Below are 15,113 nucleotides of genomic sequence, written 5' to 3'. Positions count from 1 at the left end.
CGTTCGAAAGGGATCAGTCAAACGGGTGCGGTTATTCGCGCGGTCCGATCGCTCGGGCAAAAGCAAAAGGAGACATCGTGGGGCGTTACCAGAAGATCTTTTCGGCCATGGCCATCACCGCAGCCGGCGGCGCGTTCGCGCAACCGGCGATCACGGGCGACAGCGCTGTCCAGCTCTATGGGCGCCTCGACCTATCGGTGAACTCGGTGAGGGTGCAGCGTGCAGGCACCACAAACACTCTGAGCAGCGACACCTCGATGTGGGGCATGCGCGGCACGGAACAACTGGGCGACGGCATGCTCGCCTACTTCAAGCTCGAATCGGGCATTTCTGCCGACAACGGCAATTTCGCCAGTGCGACGCCGTTCAATCGCGAGTCGTACGTGGGCATCGGCAGCCCCAAGATGGGTTACCTCGAACTGGGCGAGCATTGGGCGCCCGGCATCTGGCTCACGGTGCGGGTGGATCCATTCAACCGCGTGCAGATGGGAGCGAGCGAAACGCTCCTGCAAGGCGCGGGCAATCGTGGATACAACATCACGCAGCCCAATTCGGCGCAGTACATCACCCCCGACATGGCGGGCTTTCGCGGTCGTCTGCTCTACCAATTCGGCGAGGGCGCCCCGACGCGCAACCGCGCCGTGGCACTGGACTACACGAGAGGCCCGCTCTACATCGGCGCCATGTACGACGTGGCGGAGGTGAGCGCCGCGACGGTCGGCCTCACGGGCATTCCGGTGCGAAGCAAGACTTCCGCCGTGGGCGCCTTGTACAGCTTTCCCGTGGTGCGGGTCTCCGCGTACGTGCAGCAGAACCATGTTGACGGACTGAAGTCGGCGCGCGGCTGGCTGGTCGGAGCTTCGGTGCCGGCAGGCACGGGAGAAATCAAGGCCTCCTATGTCCGCACGAACAACCCGGGCTTCGAAGCGTCACAGGTGGCGGTGGGGTACAACTACTTCCTGTCGAAGCGCACGACTCTCTACACTACGATGGCGAAGATCAGCAACGAAAAGGGCGCGAAATTCGCGCTTTGGCCCGCGACGCAGGACATGAGCGCGGCCGCCAAGCCAACCGCCGGCGCGGACACCAGCGGCGTTCAGGTCGGCATTCGCCACACGTTCTGAGCTTCGGCCACGACCCGGGCGGCTCTTGCGGGCCGCCCGCTTCATTTGCAGCGCCCGTGAATACGCCAACAGAACACGTCCTCCACCCTGTCGAAGGTGTCCGGTACTGCGAGCCGGAACTCGCGGCACTCTACATCCGTGAGGGCGCCTGGCGTAACACCACGGTGGGTGAGATGCTTGCGGCCACTGCGAGCCAAGTTCCCGACGCGATGGCTTTCGAGGCCGACGGGCGGGTGCTGACCGTCGCGCAGTTGCGCGATCAAAGCGACAGGCTCGGCGCCGCGCTGCTGAAGATCGGCCTGCGTACCGGCGATCGAGCGATGTTTCAGATGGGGACGGCGATCGAAACCGTGCTCGCGCTGCTGGCGTGTTACCGCGTCGGGGTGATTCCCGTCTGCGCCGTGCCGCAGCATCGGGAAGTGGAGATCGGCCAGCTTTCGCGCCTCGCCGAGCCGGCGGCGTACTTCGTGCAGGCCGACTTCAGCGGCTTCGACCTCGTCGGCTTCGCGCGCCGCATGATGGACCAGCATTCATCGTACAGGCACCTCATCGTCGCGCGCGGGGGCGGTGGCGGCGACGGCTGGAGCATGGGCGACATGCTGGAGGGCATGACGGCGCGCGAAGCGCAGGAGATTCTTCGCGACGTGCGCCTGGGCTGCGGCGACGTTCTCAGCTTCCAGCTCTCCGGAGGCACGACCGGCATCCCCAAGATCATTCCGCGTTTTCATGGCGAGTACCTGGCGCATTCGGCCACGCTCACGAACATCCACGGTATCGACGGGACGAGCCGGATGATCTGGGCGCTGCCGCTGATCCACAACGCCGGCCAGTTGTATTCGATCATGCCCGCGGTCTGGGGCGGCATCGGAACAGTGCTGATGTCGAAGGTCGACATCCCACGAATGCTCGACCTGATCGAGAGCCACCGCGTCACGCATGCACTTTCCATCGGCCCGGTCGCGCCGAAACTGCTTGCCTACGAGGATGTCGCGAAGCACGACCTGTCATCGCTGAAACTCTTCGCGACCATGAGCCGCGCCGACAAGCTCGAACGTCACATCGGCGTGCCCTGCGGAAATCTCTTCGGCATCACCGAGGGCCTGCTGCTGGGCACACCGGGCGATGCGCCGCAGGCCGCGCGGCATGGCACGCAGGGAAAGACAGGCTGCAATTTCACGGAAATTCGCCTGCTGCAACCCGATAGCGAGGTGCCTGCCGCCCCAGGCACGATGGGCGAACTGTGCTTTCGCGGGCCGTCGTCCCTGCGCGGCTATTTCCGCGGCGACCCGGCGGCGTTCACGAGCGAGGGCTTCGTGCGCACGGGCGACATGATGACGGCGCACGTGATCGAGGGTGTCGCCTACTACGCCTTCGAGGGGCGCTCGAGGGACAACGTGAATCGGGGCGGCGAGAAGATCGGTTGCGAGGAAGTCGAAGCGTTCGCCAGCCGCCACGCGGCGATCGCGGATGCGAAGCTCGTGGCCATGCCCGACGAGTTCTACGGCGAGAAAGGCTGCCTCTTCGTCGTGCCGCGCCCGGGTGCGAAAGCGCCATCGGTGAACGAACTGGCGGAGTTTCTCGCAAGCGAGGGACTCGCCAGGTACAAGTGTCCGGAGCGCATCGAAGTCATCGACGAGTTTCCCGTGACCCGCATCGGCAAAATCGACAAGCCGGCCCTCAAGCGCAAGATCGCTGAACTGCTGGCGAAAGAAGCCGCGCACCGAGCGGGCTGACGTCCGATCCCGGGCGCCGTCGACGCGATCCGGCCGCTGCTTCATGAAGACAGCCGGGTCTCCTCGGAAATCCCGCGTGCTTCCCCTGCAGCCGCCTTCTCCACCGGCGAGCCGAGCGAGGGGTGCAGGATCATGTCGGCGGCCTTGCAGGCGATCATCATTGCGGCCGCGTTGGTGTTCGCCCGCGTCACGATCGGCATCACCGAAGCATCGACAACACGAAGCCCTTGCACGCCGCGTACACGCAGATGCGGGTCCACGACGGAATCCGCGTCGCTTCCCATCCGGCAAGTGCCCGCGGCGTGCTGGCCGATCATGCAGACGCGGCGCAGGTAGGCTTGCAGCTCGCGCACATCCGTGCATTGCGGACCGGGCATGTCCTCGGTCGCGCCCATCGCCTGCAGCGCGGGTTGGCGCAGCAGCTGCCTGCCAATGCGGATCGCGGCCACCATCGCGTCGACGTCGCGGGGCTCGGTCAGCAGGTTCAGGCTGATGCGCGGCGGCATGCGGGGATCGCTTCCCGCCAGCGTCACCGAGCCGCGGCTCGCGGGACGCACGAGCTGCAGCATCAGCCCCTGGCCGTACGCCGCGCGTCGCCGAACCAGGGGAAACCACAGCTTCGCGTTCTTGTCGATCGGGAAGCACGAAACCTGGATGTCGGGGGCCGCCAGTTCCGCGCTGCTGCGCGCGAACAAGTGGCCGCCGCAGAAGTTGCTCGCGAAAAGGCCGCGGCCGAGCAGAGCCCACCTTGCGACCGCGGCGGCCGCGCGGTCCCAGCGCAGCTCTTCGACGAGCGACGGCTCCTTCGTGACGTAATGAAGCCAGGTCATCGGATGCTCGGCCAGGTTCGCGCCGACTTCGGCACGGTCCACGAGCGGCGCGAGGCCCGCGGCCCGGATCGCTTCGGGCGGGCCGATGCCGGAGAGAAGCAGCAATTGCGGCGAGCCGTACACGCCGCCGCACAGGATGACTTCGCCGTCGCAGTGGGCTGTTTCCATGCGGTTGCGACGCATGTACTCGACGCCCGTCGCGCGTCCGCGCTCGATGAGGACCCGGCTGGCGTGGGCCCCGGAGACGACCGTGAGATTCGGGCGCCCCCTCACAGGTCGCAGGAACGCGCGGTGCGCCGACATTCTCCTGCCGCGCCGGTCCGCGGTGAGCTCGCTCGGAACGAAGCCGTCGCAGCTGCGCGGGTCCAGCTGCGCCGGCTGGTGGCCGGCCTGGATCGCCGCCGTGCGAAAAGTGTCCTGCAGAAGGCGACCGTGGTCGGGCGCGCTCACGATCGAGGCCTCGAAGCGCTCGAAGTAACGGCGCACATGTTGCCAATCCCAATCCGGCGACGACAGCCGGGCCCATTCGTCGAAGTCGCTGGCGTGCCCTCGCGTGTACACGAGGCCGTTGATCTGGGATGAACCTCCCAGGGTCTTTCCACGCGGGAGCGGGACCTTGCGGCCGTCGAGGCCGGGCTCGGGCTCGCTCGTGAAATTCCAGCTCAGGTCCGGCCGCCCGGCCATCATCTTGAAGATCGACCCCGGCATGTCGCGCAGCACACCTGTGGGCTCGTGGCCTGCTTCGAGCAGGAGGACGGTGCACGAGGGATCTTCCGTGAGGCGGCTGGCAAGAATGCATCCCGCCGAACCCGCGCCGACGACGATGTAGTCGAACCACCGCATCCGGGATGTTCAGGCCGGTGAAAGCGCAGCGCCACTGGCCGCCTGAAGCGCCTGCTCTTCGGCAATACGCCTGTCGAGTTGGCGGCGGAACACGATGCGCGCTTCGTCGGATTTGATGTCCACGGTCTCCCGGTCGGGAAAGTCGGCAACAAGCTTCTGCTGGTTCTCGCAGATCACCTTGTCTTCGATCAGCGTCGGGTACACCTGCCCATAGGCGATTTCCGTCACCTGCGGGTTGTCCTGCGCCCAGCCGTTGGCGACCGAGAAGAAGTAATGGCAGGTCGTGTCGGTTTCAGGCACGACGCAATGGAGCACGCGCATGGCGAACCCACCCTCGCGGCTGCCGCCGTGATAGGCGTCCTGGGCGACGTCCACGCCGCCCGTGTACTGGATGATCGAGCACGGCGTGATGAGTTCGAGTTCCTGCCACCGGTCGATGTGCCCCGGGAAGTTCGCGGCCTTCAGGTACGTGGGGGGCGGCATGCTGTCGAGCAGCCAGCGCTGGAACTTGACGCCGCGCTCGGTGCGGTCCGTCTTCATCAACGCATTGGAGTGCGCCCCGGGCGAGCCGCCGATCGTTCTGGCGTGCACGTAGCCGAGGTGCGTGAGGTCCATGATGTTGTCCAGCAGCATGCGGTAGTCGCACGCAACCGGGATCAGGCCTTCCTTGTGCGGCCATTTCTTCGTGTCGCCGTGCCACGGGTAGTCGACGATGAGCGAGCGGTCCGCCTTGGCGGGGTCGCCCAGCCACAACCAGACAATCGAGTCCTTCTCTTCGACGGCGTAGTGTCGAACGCACGCCTTGGAGGGAATGTGCGACTGGCCCGGAATGCGCACGCATTCGCCTTTGCCGTCGAACACGATGCCGTGATAGCCGCATTCGATGCCTTGGGCGACGACCTTGCCGAGCGAGAGCGCGACGGCACGGTGAGGGCACCTGTCCTCGACCGCGGCCACTTTGCCCGAGGCATCCCTGAAGAGGCACACCGGTTCGTTCGCGATCCTTCGACCCAGTGGCTGGTCGGTCAATTCGCCGGCCCATGCGGCCATGTACCAGTCGTTCTTGATGTACGAACTCATGCGCGCCTCCAGAAATTGACTGAGATGTCGAAGATTAATCTATGATGTCTAATAGACCTCTCCGCAAGAACCGCGTAAACCCTACTCAGAACGGGTACTTCGGGACCGCCGTCCGCACCGTCCGCCATTGCCACTCGGTGAACTGATCGGCGTTGACCGTCGTGCCGTAGTTCCATCCGTTGCCTGAAGCACCCACGCCGCCCACGGGGCCATAGACCTCGTGGACCACGGTCTGGTCATTCACGTGGACCATGCCGGCATGCAGCTGGTCGGCGATGCGGCCGGCGCGCGCGAGATCGGGGGAGACAACCGACGACACGAGCCCGTAGTGCGTTGAATTGGCGAGGGCGACGGCTTCCTCGTCGGTCTCGAACGTGACGATCGGCGCCACGGGGCCGAATATCTCCTCGTCGAACGCAGGCATGCCGGGACGCACGTTCGTGAGGATCGTCGGCGGGTAGTACAGGCCATCGCGGCTGCCGCCGGTGAGGACCCTGGCGCCCGCGGCGACCGACTCCTTGACGACGCGTTCCACATTCACCGCCTGCTTCTCGTTGATGAGTGGGCCGAGGTCCACGTCGGACCGGAAAGGGTCGCCCATGCGCAGCTTGTTCGCGCGCGCGGCAAGCTCGCTGGTATAGGCGTCGGCGATGGACACATGCACGATGTGCCTGCCCGTGGTCGTGCAGATCTGGCCCTGGTGGAAAAACGAACCCCACGCGCCGGCGGCGGCCGCCGCGGTGACGTCGGCGTCGGGCAGCACCACATAGGCGTTGTTGCCGCCGAGCTCCAGCGACACCCGTTTCCCGTGCTCGCCGGCGAGCGCCCCCACGCGCCTGCCCGCGCGCGTGGAACCCGTGAACGAAACCATGTCGACGCGCGGTTCGCAGACCAGCGCTTCTCCGGTTTCGACGCCACCCGGCAGGATATGCAGAAGGCCCTCCGGCAGGCCTGCGGCTTGCGCGAGCGCGGCAAGGACGACGCCGCCGCTCACGGGCGTCTGCGGATCGGGTTTCAGGAGCACCGCATTGCCCATCGCGAGCGCCGGCGCGATCGCGCGGCAAGCAAGCGTGAGCGGCGAGTTCCACGGGGTGATGACGGCCACGACGCCGACCGGAATGCGCATCGCGAAGCTTTGCCGGCCCGCCTCCCAGGTCGGCAGGATCACTCCCGACGGCTGGCTCGTGAGCATGGCGCCCTCCATCACGACCTTCGATGCCAGTTGCGCCTCCCAGCGACCCTTGAGGCGGCTCGATGCGGTTTCGCGGATCAGCCATTGCGCGATTTCATCCACGTGGTCGAGAAACGCCGCGGCGAAGCGGCGAAGTGCCTCGCCGCGTGCAGGTGCGGGCAGCTTGGCCCATTCCTTCTGCGCCGCGCTCGCGATTCCCGCCGCGTGCGCCACGTCGGCGGCGGACGCGAAGCCGATGCGGCCGATCTCCTCGCCGCCGGCCTTGTCGAGGATCGGGTGTGTGCCGCCGTTGGGCGACTGCCATTGACCGGTGTAGATCTTTCCGCTCCAGATCTGCGGCGGTGCAAGCTTCGAATTCGCGCCCATGTCTGGCTCCTTGCTGCTCACTGCTCGACCTTGATCTTCGCGTCGCGAACGAGCTCCGCCCACTTGTCGCTGTCCTTGGTGACGAAGGACTGCATTTGCGCCACCGTCATCGGCATCGTCTCGAGACCGGCGCCCTGCAGCGCGGCGACGACCTCGGGCAGCGCCAGCACGCGCGAGGTTTCCTCGTTGAGGCGAGACACGAGCGCCTCCGGGGTGCCCGCCGGGGCAAACATCCCGATCCACGCGTCGGCGCTGTAGCCCTTGATGCCGAGCTCCGAAACGGTGGGGATGTCGGGCGCCGACTTCGTGCGCTGGCTACCCGTGACGGCCAGGATCCGGATGCGTCCGCTGCGGGCAAGCGGCAGGAGCGTGTTCAGGTCCGAGATCGTCATGGGCACTTCGCCGCCCGCGACGGCCGTCGCCGCCGGCGCGGCGCCACGGTAGGGAATCGGCGTGAAGTTGGTCGCCGTCAGCCGTCGCAGCAGTTCACCCGAAAGGTGCATGTGCGTGCCCCGCGCGGAGACGCTGTAGTTGATGGGTTTGCCGCTGTCCTTCGCTGCCGCCAGCAACTCCTGCAGGCTCTTGTAGGGCGTGTCCGCGTTCACGGCGATCGCCGTGGGAACGTAGGCCACCATCGCGACGGGGGTCAGGTCCTTGATGGGGTCGTACGGGACCTTCATCAGGTGCGCCGTGATCACCATCGGGCCCGAGGGCGTGAGCAGGAGCGTGTTCCCGTCAGCCGGCGCCTTGGCCACGTACTGCAGGCCGATCTGTCCGCCCGCGCCGGACTTGTTGTCGACGACGAGCACCTTGCCGACCTTGTCGGCGACCTTCTGCCCGACCATCCGCGCCAGCATGTCGGTTGAAGCGCCGGGCGCGAACGGCACCACAATGTGCATGACGTTCTGCTGCGCGAGCGCGGACGTCGAAGCGAGGGCGGCGGCCGGCAGTGCGCAAATCAGGCTGCGGCGTGAAAGCATGTTCTTGTCTCCTTGCGTTGAAAGCGGTCAGATCGGATAGACCAGGTAGCGGGGTGTTGCGACGGTGTCGAGAACGGCGCGGCGCGAGCGGAAGAACGCGCCCGAATCGGGCAGTCCGATCTCGTCGAGGTACTGGCCGGTCGCGAGAATTTCGGACGATCCGGCCGCAGTGGTGTACGTGACCATGAAGTTGCTGCGAACCGTCACGAGGGTCTCCGTGCCCGGTTGCACGGTGAGCCGTTGCACGAAGTGCCGGGTGGTGTAGTCCTCGAACGTGCCCGCCCAGACCTTCGTCACGAACTTGGCCCGGTCGCGGATGCGCGCAATGCTGTCGTCCATCATGAGCGCGAGGGGAAGCTCATCGCGCACGTTCTCAAGGGCAATGCAGATGTAGGAAGCGCCTTGCTCGTCGAAGCAGTTCACCCACGCATCCATGTCCTTGCTGTCGAGTGCGTCCGCGTAGCGCAGCTGCAGGGCATCCACGCGCGAAATCAGTTCGAGTTCACCCACGGTCGAACCCCATCAGCTTGCGGTAGTGTTCCCACCGGACCAGGTTGCCCGCCTCGTCGTTCTGGGCGAGGGTGGTGCGCAGCTCCGTGAGGTCGCCCACGCCCTTCTGGAAGTTGGCGGTCCCGCCACCGGCAGCCCCCACATGAAGGCGGTTGAACACGGCGCCATCCTCGAGCGAAATCAATCCGCTGGGCCCGAGCAGGTTGGACGCCTGGCGCAAGCGGTGCCGCTCCAGCTCGGGGCTGTCGTCCACGTGCGAAAAGTACGCGTAGTGCACCTCCGTGCTGTCGGGGGAGCGAGGAATGGCGTAGCGAATCGTCATGACGTCGAGGTGCTTCAGGATGAGGCTCACCGGAAACAGCGCCACGATGATCGACTGCGGCGCCCTGGATCTGTCGAACAGCTGGATGAGGCTCGGGTCGTTCAGGAAACCGTTGTCCGGCGCATGGCCCAGTTCGGCCGCGGTCACCTTGTGCGCGTCGCCCGCGATGAACTGAACGCCTTTGCCGCCTTGCCACTGCAAGAGCCTGAAAGCACCGTGCAGCAGCGGCGCGTGGTAGCCCTCGTTGTCGCTGTACTCCTTCCAGTTCGTGGCGAACGTGACCTTCTGATAGCCCATGAGCTTGAGGCGGCCATCGCCCCCCAGCGCCCGCGCGATGTATTCCGGCGTGCCGCCCAGATAGGTCTCCAGGTCCGCGACCTCGGCACTCAGCGTGGTGAACACCACCCCGTGCAGAAGCGCCGTGCGAAGAGATTTCAGCCCGTTGTCTTCCTTGCGGAACCCGGCGGGAAAGTCCTGGAGCCCCGGCGCGCCCAGGAGCTCACCGCGCGTGTTGAATGCCCAGCGGTGATAGGGGCACTCGATGGCGCGGCTCGTACCCCGGCTGCACGTCTTCAGCTGCGTGCCGCGGTGAGGGCATGAATTCACGAAGACGCGAACCGCGCGGTCGTCTCCGCGAACAACCAGGACCGGCACGGGACCGATGTGCATGGTCTTGTAGTCGCCGGGGTTGGGGACTTCGCACTGGTGCGCCACCGGATGCCATTGCGGGCCCTTGTAGATGCGCTCCATCTCGCGCTCGAACACGTCCTCGCGGCAAAAGACCTCTTTGGGAACCTTGTTCAGTTCCGACGGCCAATCAACTGCTTTCATCGATTCCATTTCCATCGTCTCGGGGCAGTCACATCCGGTCGAAAGTCGGGATGCGGAAACCTGCCGTGAGGCCGCCGTCCACGACCAGGATGGCGCCTGTGATGTAGGAGGCGTCATCCGATGCGAGGAACAACGCCGGCCGCGCGATTTCCGCCGGCTCGGCGGAGCGCTTCATCGGGCACAACTGCGCCGCTTCGCTTTGGCCCGTGGGCGAGCGCTTCCAGTACTGCTCGGTGCGCGGTGTGCGTGTCGAGCCCGGTGCGACCGCGTTGACCCGGATGTTGTCGCGCGCGAAGTCCATCGCCATGTTCTTCGTCAACAGCACGACGCCGCCCTTGGAGGCGCTGTATGCGCCGCAGCGGTTCTCGGCCATGACGCCGGCGATGGATGCGACGTTCACGATCGCGCCGCCGCCCCGCCTGCGCATGTGCGGGATCGCGTATTTGGAGCTGCGGAAGATCGACGTGAGGTTGGTCTCCATCACGGCCTCCCATTCTTCTTCCTCCATGGTCTCGACGTTCTTCGGGATGTTGGTCCCGGCCACGTTGAAAACCACATCGAGCCCGCCCAGCGCGACGCACGCCTCGACCGCGCCCCGCAGCCCCTGCGCGTCGCGCACGTCGAGGCCCATGGCCGAGGCTTGCCCGCCCTGCGCCTTGATGGAGCCGACGACTTCTTCGGCCAGCGAGACATCGCGATCGGTGACGAGCGGCAGCCCGCCGCGTTCGGCGAACTCGATCGCGATCGAGCGTCCTATGCCGGCGCCCGCGCCGGTCACGAGTGCGATCTTTCCCTCGAAGTCACGCCGGAAATTGCGGGTGGGGTCCAAGCTGTTTGCCTTTTGCTCGAGTGAAGAAGACGTATCAGGAAGCCGGGCGATTCACCGACCCGACATCCATGCCGGCGACACGCTGGTACCGCCTGGAGATGTCGCGGATCTTCTCCGCGGGGAGCACGTCTTCGAGCCTGGTGAACGGCGCGCCGCCCGTGGCGGTCTCCACGGATTCGATGATGAAGTCGGGCGGCTGGGTGCGGTTCGTCAGCACGACGTTCGAGGTGGTCTCTCGACGCTGCGCTTCGTAGGCTTGCAGGGCCTCCTCGGGAACCCTCGCGCCCACGAGCGCGGCTGCCATGCATTCGGCATCGAGGATTGCCTGCGCAGCCCCGTTTCCGCCGCGGGGATACATGGGATGCGCGGCATCGCCGAGCAGCGTCACGCGTCCGAAAGTCCACCGGGGCAGGGGATCGCGGTCGACCATCGGATATTCGAGGGTGAACTCGGTGTTGGCCATCAATGCCGGGATGTCCAGCCATTCGAAGTGGCGGTCTGCGTAGTACTCGATGAAATCTTCAAGCCGTCCGCGGCGGCTCCAGTCGGCATGAAGCAACGCCCCTTTGCGGATTTCGGCCACCCAGTTGATGAGTTGTGTGCCGTCCGGATAGTTCCGGATCGGGTAGATGATGACCTTTCCGAAACGCAGCGACCCGCATCGCATGATGTTGTGGCCGCCCAGGAAAGGCTTTGCGCGTGTCGCGCCGCGCCACATGTGAATGCCGTCGAAGGCGGGCGGCCCTTCGTCCGGGTAGAGCTGGCGGCGGACAGCCGAATGAATGCCGTCGCAGCCGATGAGCGCATCCGCCGTCTCAGCATGCGGGGTGCCCTCGGCATCCTCGAAAGTGATTTGCACGCTCGCCTCGGATTGTTCGAATCGCATCAGGCGCCGATCGGTCAGCACACCGCGGGGCCCGAGGCGCTCGCGCACGGCGTTCATGAGGACTTCGTGCAGGTCCCCGCGATGGATCGAGAAGTGCGGCCACTCGTACCCCGCGAACCGGCCGCAGGGCTCCGAATGGATGAACTGGCCGTGGCGGTTGTAGAAGCTGAACTCGCGCGGCTCAACGCCCCGCTCGGCAAGCGCATCGGCCAACCCGAGTTCCGCGAGCCGCCGAAAAGCATGTGGCAGGATATTGATGCCCACGCCCAGCGCCTTGATTTCAGGCACCGCTTCGTACACCGTGCAATCGACGCCGACTCGGTTCAGGTACAGAGCCAGCGTGAGCCCACCGATGCCCCCGCCGGCGATGGCGACTTTCATGCGGCCGCTCCCACGGCCTGCCCGGTCGGGGTCCGGTAGCGACCGGAAAGCAGGGCCCCTGCGCCCGGAACGACGGGTTCCAGACCGAGTCGGTCAAGCATGCCGCGCACCGTGCACACGGCCGTGGAAACGACGGGTGTACCCAGGCGTTGTTCGACCAGGTCGATCACCGGCAGGGACTGCATCTGCACGCACGCGGAGAGGACGACCGCGTCGACGCCGCGGGTGTCGATGCGCTTCACGTCCTCGGCCAGCAGCCGGGGGTCTCTGCGCCCGACATCGAGGTTGTCCTCGATTTCGAACGACAGGCTGGCCACTACATCGATGCCTTCGGCGCGGATGTACTCGACGACAAGCGCCGTCAATGGCTTCATGTACGGCGCGATGAGTGCGACGCGTCTGGCCCCCATGATCTTCAGGCCCTCGATCAATGCTCCGGCCGACGTCATCACGGCGGCCTTGCAGGCATTGGCCGCAACGACTTCGGCCAGTTCGCGCTCGACCGACCGGTGATAGCCTGCACCCATGGCCATGATGGCCACGAGGCATGCCGTGCTCAGCACGTCCACGCGCGCGTCGGCCAATTCCGCGGCGCAGCGCAGGCCTTCGCGGTTCATCGCGGCGAGTTGCTCCTTCGTGACCTTGTGCATCCGCATGCGGCTCGAATGGAACGTGAACCGCTCGGCATGAAGCGCTTCGCGCGCGCGAAGCATCGCGGGTATCTCGGTCTCCATCGTGGTGTTGGAGCTCGGGACGATCTGGCCGATCCGGAACGTGGGGGGGCTGGAAGTGCTCACGCGGCTTCCACTTCCCGGCTCGGCGCGGGCACGATGAGAATTCGGTCGCGGTCGAACACCTCGATGATGCCGTCGAGCCCACCGGTCGCGAGGCCATACCAGAGGGCCGGCGTCATCCCCAGCTCTTTTCGCCCGAATTCCAGCGGCCCATCGCTCTCGACCGCATCGTGACTTGCCAGCGGCACGATCCTGCAACCCTTGCGTTGACGCGCGGCGTCGAGCAGCGGCTCGAACTCCTTGACCCTCGGGACGAAGAGACGTGCTTTCCCCGCGGCCGGCGCGCCGGCGTTCGCTTGCAAGAGCCTGGCCTTGTGGCGCCACACATCGTCGATGCGGAACTGCCCACCCGCGGCTCGCGCTTCGTCTTCGGCAAGAAGCGCCGCCTGCAGCGTGAGCGAGCCATCCTCGGCGTCGACATCACCGATGGCGCGCAGCTTGTAGGTAAATTCGATGAAGTAGCCGTTTGGATCGCGCACGTAGATCGACTGGATCGTCTCGTGCGTCGTCGGTGCGGACACGTCGAGTCCCATCGATTCGAGACGTCCCTTCCATGCCATCAGCGCGCCGGCGTCGGGCACGAGCCAGGCTGTATGCGTCGCATCGAACACGTGATCTTCCGGCAGAGGGGCGAGCTCCGCGCGGCCCCGCAGCAGGTCGGGCTCTTCGCTGCCGAGGTAGTAGAAGAATGCGATGGTGCTGCCGTTGCCGCTGTCGAAGAAGAAGTGCACGAAGTCCGGGTGCGTGCTCGGGCCCCAGCCGCGCGCGGAAATCACGTGAACGAGCGGCAGGCCGAGCTTGTCGCGATAGAACTCGATCGTTTCGCGCAGCTTCCAGGTTGGCCGCGCGGTGTGGTCCACGCCATGCAGGCCCAGCTTCGGAGGAAGCTTTTCGGATGTCGCAGTTGCCATCGCAGAACTCCTTGTGTTTTCTTGTTTTCGTCAGGCCGCGAAGCGGTCCCTGAGCCAAGCCTGTACGTGCCGTCCCGCTATGTAGCGGCCGGCTTCCTCGCCTGCCGACAAAGCGCGGCCATGATGATCGCCTCGCACGCGAAATTGCTGCTTGTCCGTCGACGTGATCATCGATTCGATCTTGCGCAGGTCCGAGGGGAAGCACGCCTGGTCCCCTGTGTATTCGATGAGCAGGACGGGCGAGGCGACCGAAGCAAGCGTGCGGGCGAGCCCTGCATTGGACGAGATGGCCGACCACGTCGAGAGCCAGCTTTCGGGCGTGCACACCCGCGCGAATCCGACCGACCCGAAATTCGAAGCGAAGGGGTCCTTGCCCCAGAGCGAACCGAACTTCCGCTCCGATGGGTCCAGGGTGAGGTCGAAGCAGCGCAAGTCCGCATCGGTGCGCCAGACGCTGAAGATGGACGAATGAGCGGCCTCTCGCCGATCGATGACGGAACTCTCGCCGCCGCCCGCCTTGACGCGCCCGCGCGCTTGCGTGCGGCGCGACAGCAGCCCGCGTGCGAAGGCATCGATGCGCTCCACCCGAGCACGCTGACCTTGCCGGTAGCGGGCCACGAAGTCCTGGGCGTAGTGCGTCTTGCCCGGCCCGCCGAAGCCGTTGGCGGCGCTCAGCGGATCGAGGGCCGGGTCGACTTCGAGCGGTGCGTTCTCGTCGACGACGGAGGGGTCGATGCAGTTGAGGAGGAGCGCGCCCTGGCCGGGATGGGGGGCCAGCAGGATCAGGCCGTCCACGGCAGGCATGACAAGACCATCGAGTCCCGTCGGCCGTCCCGCAGGCGTGCGCTCGATGCGCGCCTGCGCGGGCAAAGCTGCCTGCTCGGCGTAGAGCACAAAGAGGCCCGCGCCGCCGGAGTTTCCGACCAGGACGATCTTCTCGAACCCCTCGCCTCTCAGAAAGGCAAGTCCCGCGGCGACGTCGTGCAACGCGATTTCGTGTTCGAGGCGAAGGTCGTTGCCGACGGAGCGGGGCGATTGCGACCACGCCGCGAATCCCGCCGAGACAATGTCGGGGATGAGGTAGTGGCAGGCCATGAACTCGCGTGGGTGCATCACGCACACCACGGTCTTCGGGCGGCGGCCCGCGGGCACGTAGAGCGATCCGCCGGTCGCGGCATCGTCGGCGGTGCGAAGCGCCACGTTGCGCGTGGTGGTGCCGGACGGTACGTCGCGGGGGCTCCAATCGGTATTGAGGAACCCCGCGGTCACGGCTGCGGAAGCAAGGGCGCGACTGTCGGAGGAAAGCATCGGACTCCTGTCCTATTTGTGCCTTGTTTGGCAAGCATGTTGTTTGGCAAGTATGACATATATTTGACGCAGGAGTCGATAATTTCACTGCCGGATTGCCGAGTCTCTTCGGTATGATCGTCGGCAAGCTACCCCCGCACACAACATGCAGAAGAGAGCGCCGGCGTCGAGGAAAACCCAAGGGCCAACCGCC

Annotated in this window: 13 protein-coding genes; 2 read left to right on the top strand and 11 right to left on the bottom strand. The window is 65.9% G+C overall.

Annotation, left to right across the window (positions count from 1 at the left end; genetic code table 11):
- Positions 1-77: 77 nt before the first annotated feature.
- Both VHA82_RS22055 and VHA82_RS22050 read left to right on the top strand, forming a co-directional pair.
- The gene (locus VHA82_RS22055; RefSeq protein ID WP_325547320.1) at positions 78-1,124 is read left to right on the top strand and encodes a porin; all 1,047 of its coding nucleotides are present in this window, start codon (positions 78-80) and stop codon (positions 1,122-1,124) included.
- Positions 1,125-1,297: 173 nt separating this feature from the next.
- Positions 1,298-2,857: an AMP-binding protein gene (locus tag VHA82_RS22050; protein ID WP_325547406.1), complete on the top strand. Its 1,560-nt coding sequence runs from the start codon at positions 1,298-1,300 to the stop codon at positions 2,855-2,857.
- Positions 2,858-2,898: 41 nt separating this feature from the next.
- Here the strand turns inward: VHA82_RS22050 and VHA82_RS22045 are convergent, their stop codons facing one another.
- The 11 genes from VHA82_RS22045 to VHA82_RS21995 all read right to left on the bottom strand — a co-directional run bounded on the left by VHA82_RS22045 (position 2,899) and on the right by VHA82_RS21995 (position 14,920).
- The gene (locus VHA82_RS22045; RefSeq protein ID WP_325547319.1) at positions 2,899-4,530 is read right to left on the bottom strand and encodes a GMC family oxidoreductase; all 1,632 of its coding nucleotides are present in this window, start codon (positions 4,528-4,530) and stop codon (positions 2,899-2,901) included.
- Positions 4,531-4,539: 9 nt separating this feature from the next.
- Complete coding sequence (locus VHA82_RS22040; protein ID WP_325547318.1) at positions 4,540-5,610, bottom strand: aromatic ring-hydroxylating dioxygenase subunit alpha; 1,071 nt, start codon at positions 5,608-5,610, stop codon at positions 4,540-4,542.
- A gap of 85 nt (positions 5,611-5,695) precedes the next feature.
- Positions 5,696-7,168 (bottom strand): aldehyde dehydrogenase family protein, encoded by a 1,473-nt coding sequence (locus VHA82_RS22035; protein ID WP_325547317.1) that lies wholly within the window; start codon positions 7,166-7,168, stop codon positions 5,696-5,698.
- A 17-nt stretch (positions 7,169-7,185) separates the two neighbouring features.
- Positions 7,186-8,148: a tripartite tricarboxylate transporter substrate binding protein gene (locus tag VHA82_RS22030; RefSeq protein ID WP_325547316.1), complete on the bottom strand. Its 963-nt coding sequence runs from the start codon at positions 8,146-8,148 to the stop codon at positions 7,186-7,188.
- Between the two features lie 27 nt (positions 8,149-8,175).
- The gene (locus VHA82_RS22025; RefSeq protein ID WP_325547315.1) at positions 8,176-8,658 is read right to left on the bottom strand and encodes an aromatic-ring-hydroxylating dioxygenase subunit beta; all 483 of its coding nucleotides are present in this window, start codon (positions 8,656-8,658) and stop codon (positions 8,176-8,178) included.
- Positions 8,651-9,811: an aromatic ring-hydroxylating dioxygenase subunit alpha gene (locus VHA82_RS22020; RefSeq protein ID WP_325547314.1), complete on the bottom strand. Its 1,161-nt coding sequence runs from the start codon at positions 9,809-9,811 to the stop codon at positions 8,651-8,653. Before VHA82_RS22020 ends, VHA82_RS22025 begins: the two co-directional genes overlap by 8 nt.
- Before the next feature lie 28 nt (positions 9,812-9,839).
- A complete protein-coding gene (locus tag VHA82_RS22015) occupies positions 9,840-10,640 on the bottom strand; it encodes an SDR family NAD(P)-dependent oxidoreductase (protein WP_325547313.1) in 801 nt (266 codons plus the stop codon).
- A gap of 34 nt (positions 10,641-10,674) precedes the next feature.
- On the bottom strand, positions 10,675-11,907 hold the full coding sequence (locus VHA82_RS22010) for a flavin-dependent oxidoreductase (RefSeq protein WP_325547312.1): 1,233 nt from the start codon (positions 11,905-11,907) through the stop codon (positions 10,675-10,677).
- Positions 11,904-12,704, bottom strand: a complete 801-nt coding sequence (locus tag VHA82_RS22005) for a maleate cis-trans isomerase family protein (protein WP_414708679.1) — start codon at positions 12,702-12,704, stop codon at positions 11,904-11,906. The genes VHA82_RS22010 and VHA82_RS22005 overlap by 4 nt, the downstream gene beginning before the upstream one ends.
- The gene (locus VHA82_RS22000) at positions 12,701-13,612 is read right to left on the bottom strand and encodes a VOC family protein (RefSeq protein ID WP_325547311.1); all 912 of its coding nucleotides are present in this window, start codon (positions 13,610-13,612) and stop codon (positions 12,701-12,703) included. Before VHA82_RS22000 ends, VHA82_RS22005 begins: the two co-directional genes overlap by 4 nt.
- A 30-nt stretch (positions 13,613-13,642) precedes the next feature.
- Positions 13,643-14,920, bottom strand: a complete 1,278-nt coding sequence (locus VHA82_RS21995) for an alpha/beta hydrolase (RefSeq protein ID WP_325547310.1) — start codon at positions 14,918-14,920, stop codon at positions 13,643-13,645.
- Positions 14,921-15,113: the final 193 nt, after the last annotated feature.

It is taken from the genome of Ramlibacter sp. (genome assembly GCF_035548915.1).
GTDB lineage: Bacteria > Pseudomonadota > Gammaproteobacteria > Burkholderiales > Burkholderiaceae_C > Ramlibacter.
Note: the sequence above shows the minus strand (reverse complement) of the source record. Positions and strands in the feature narration are given on the sequence as shown.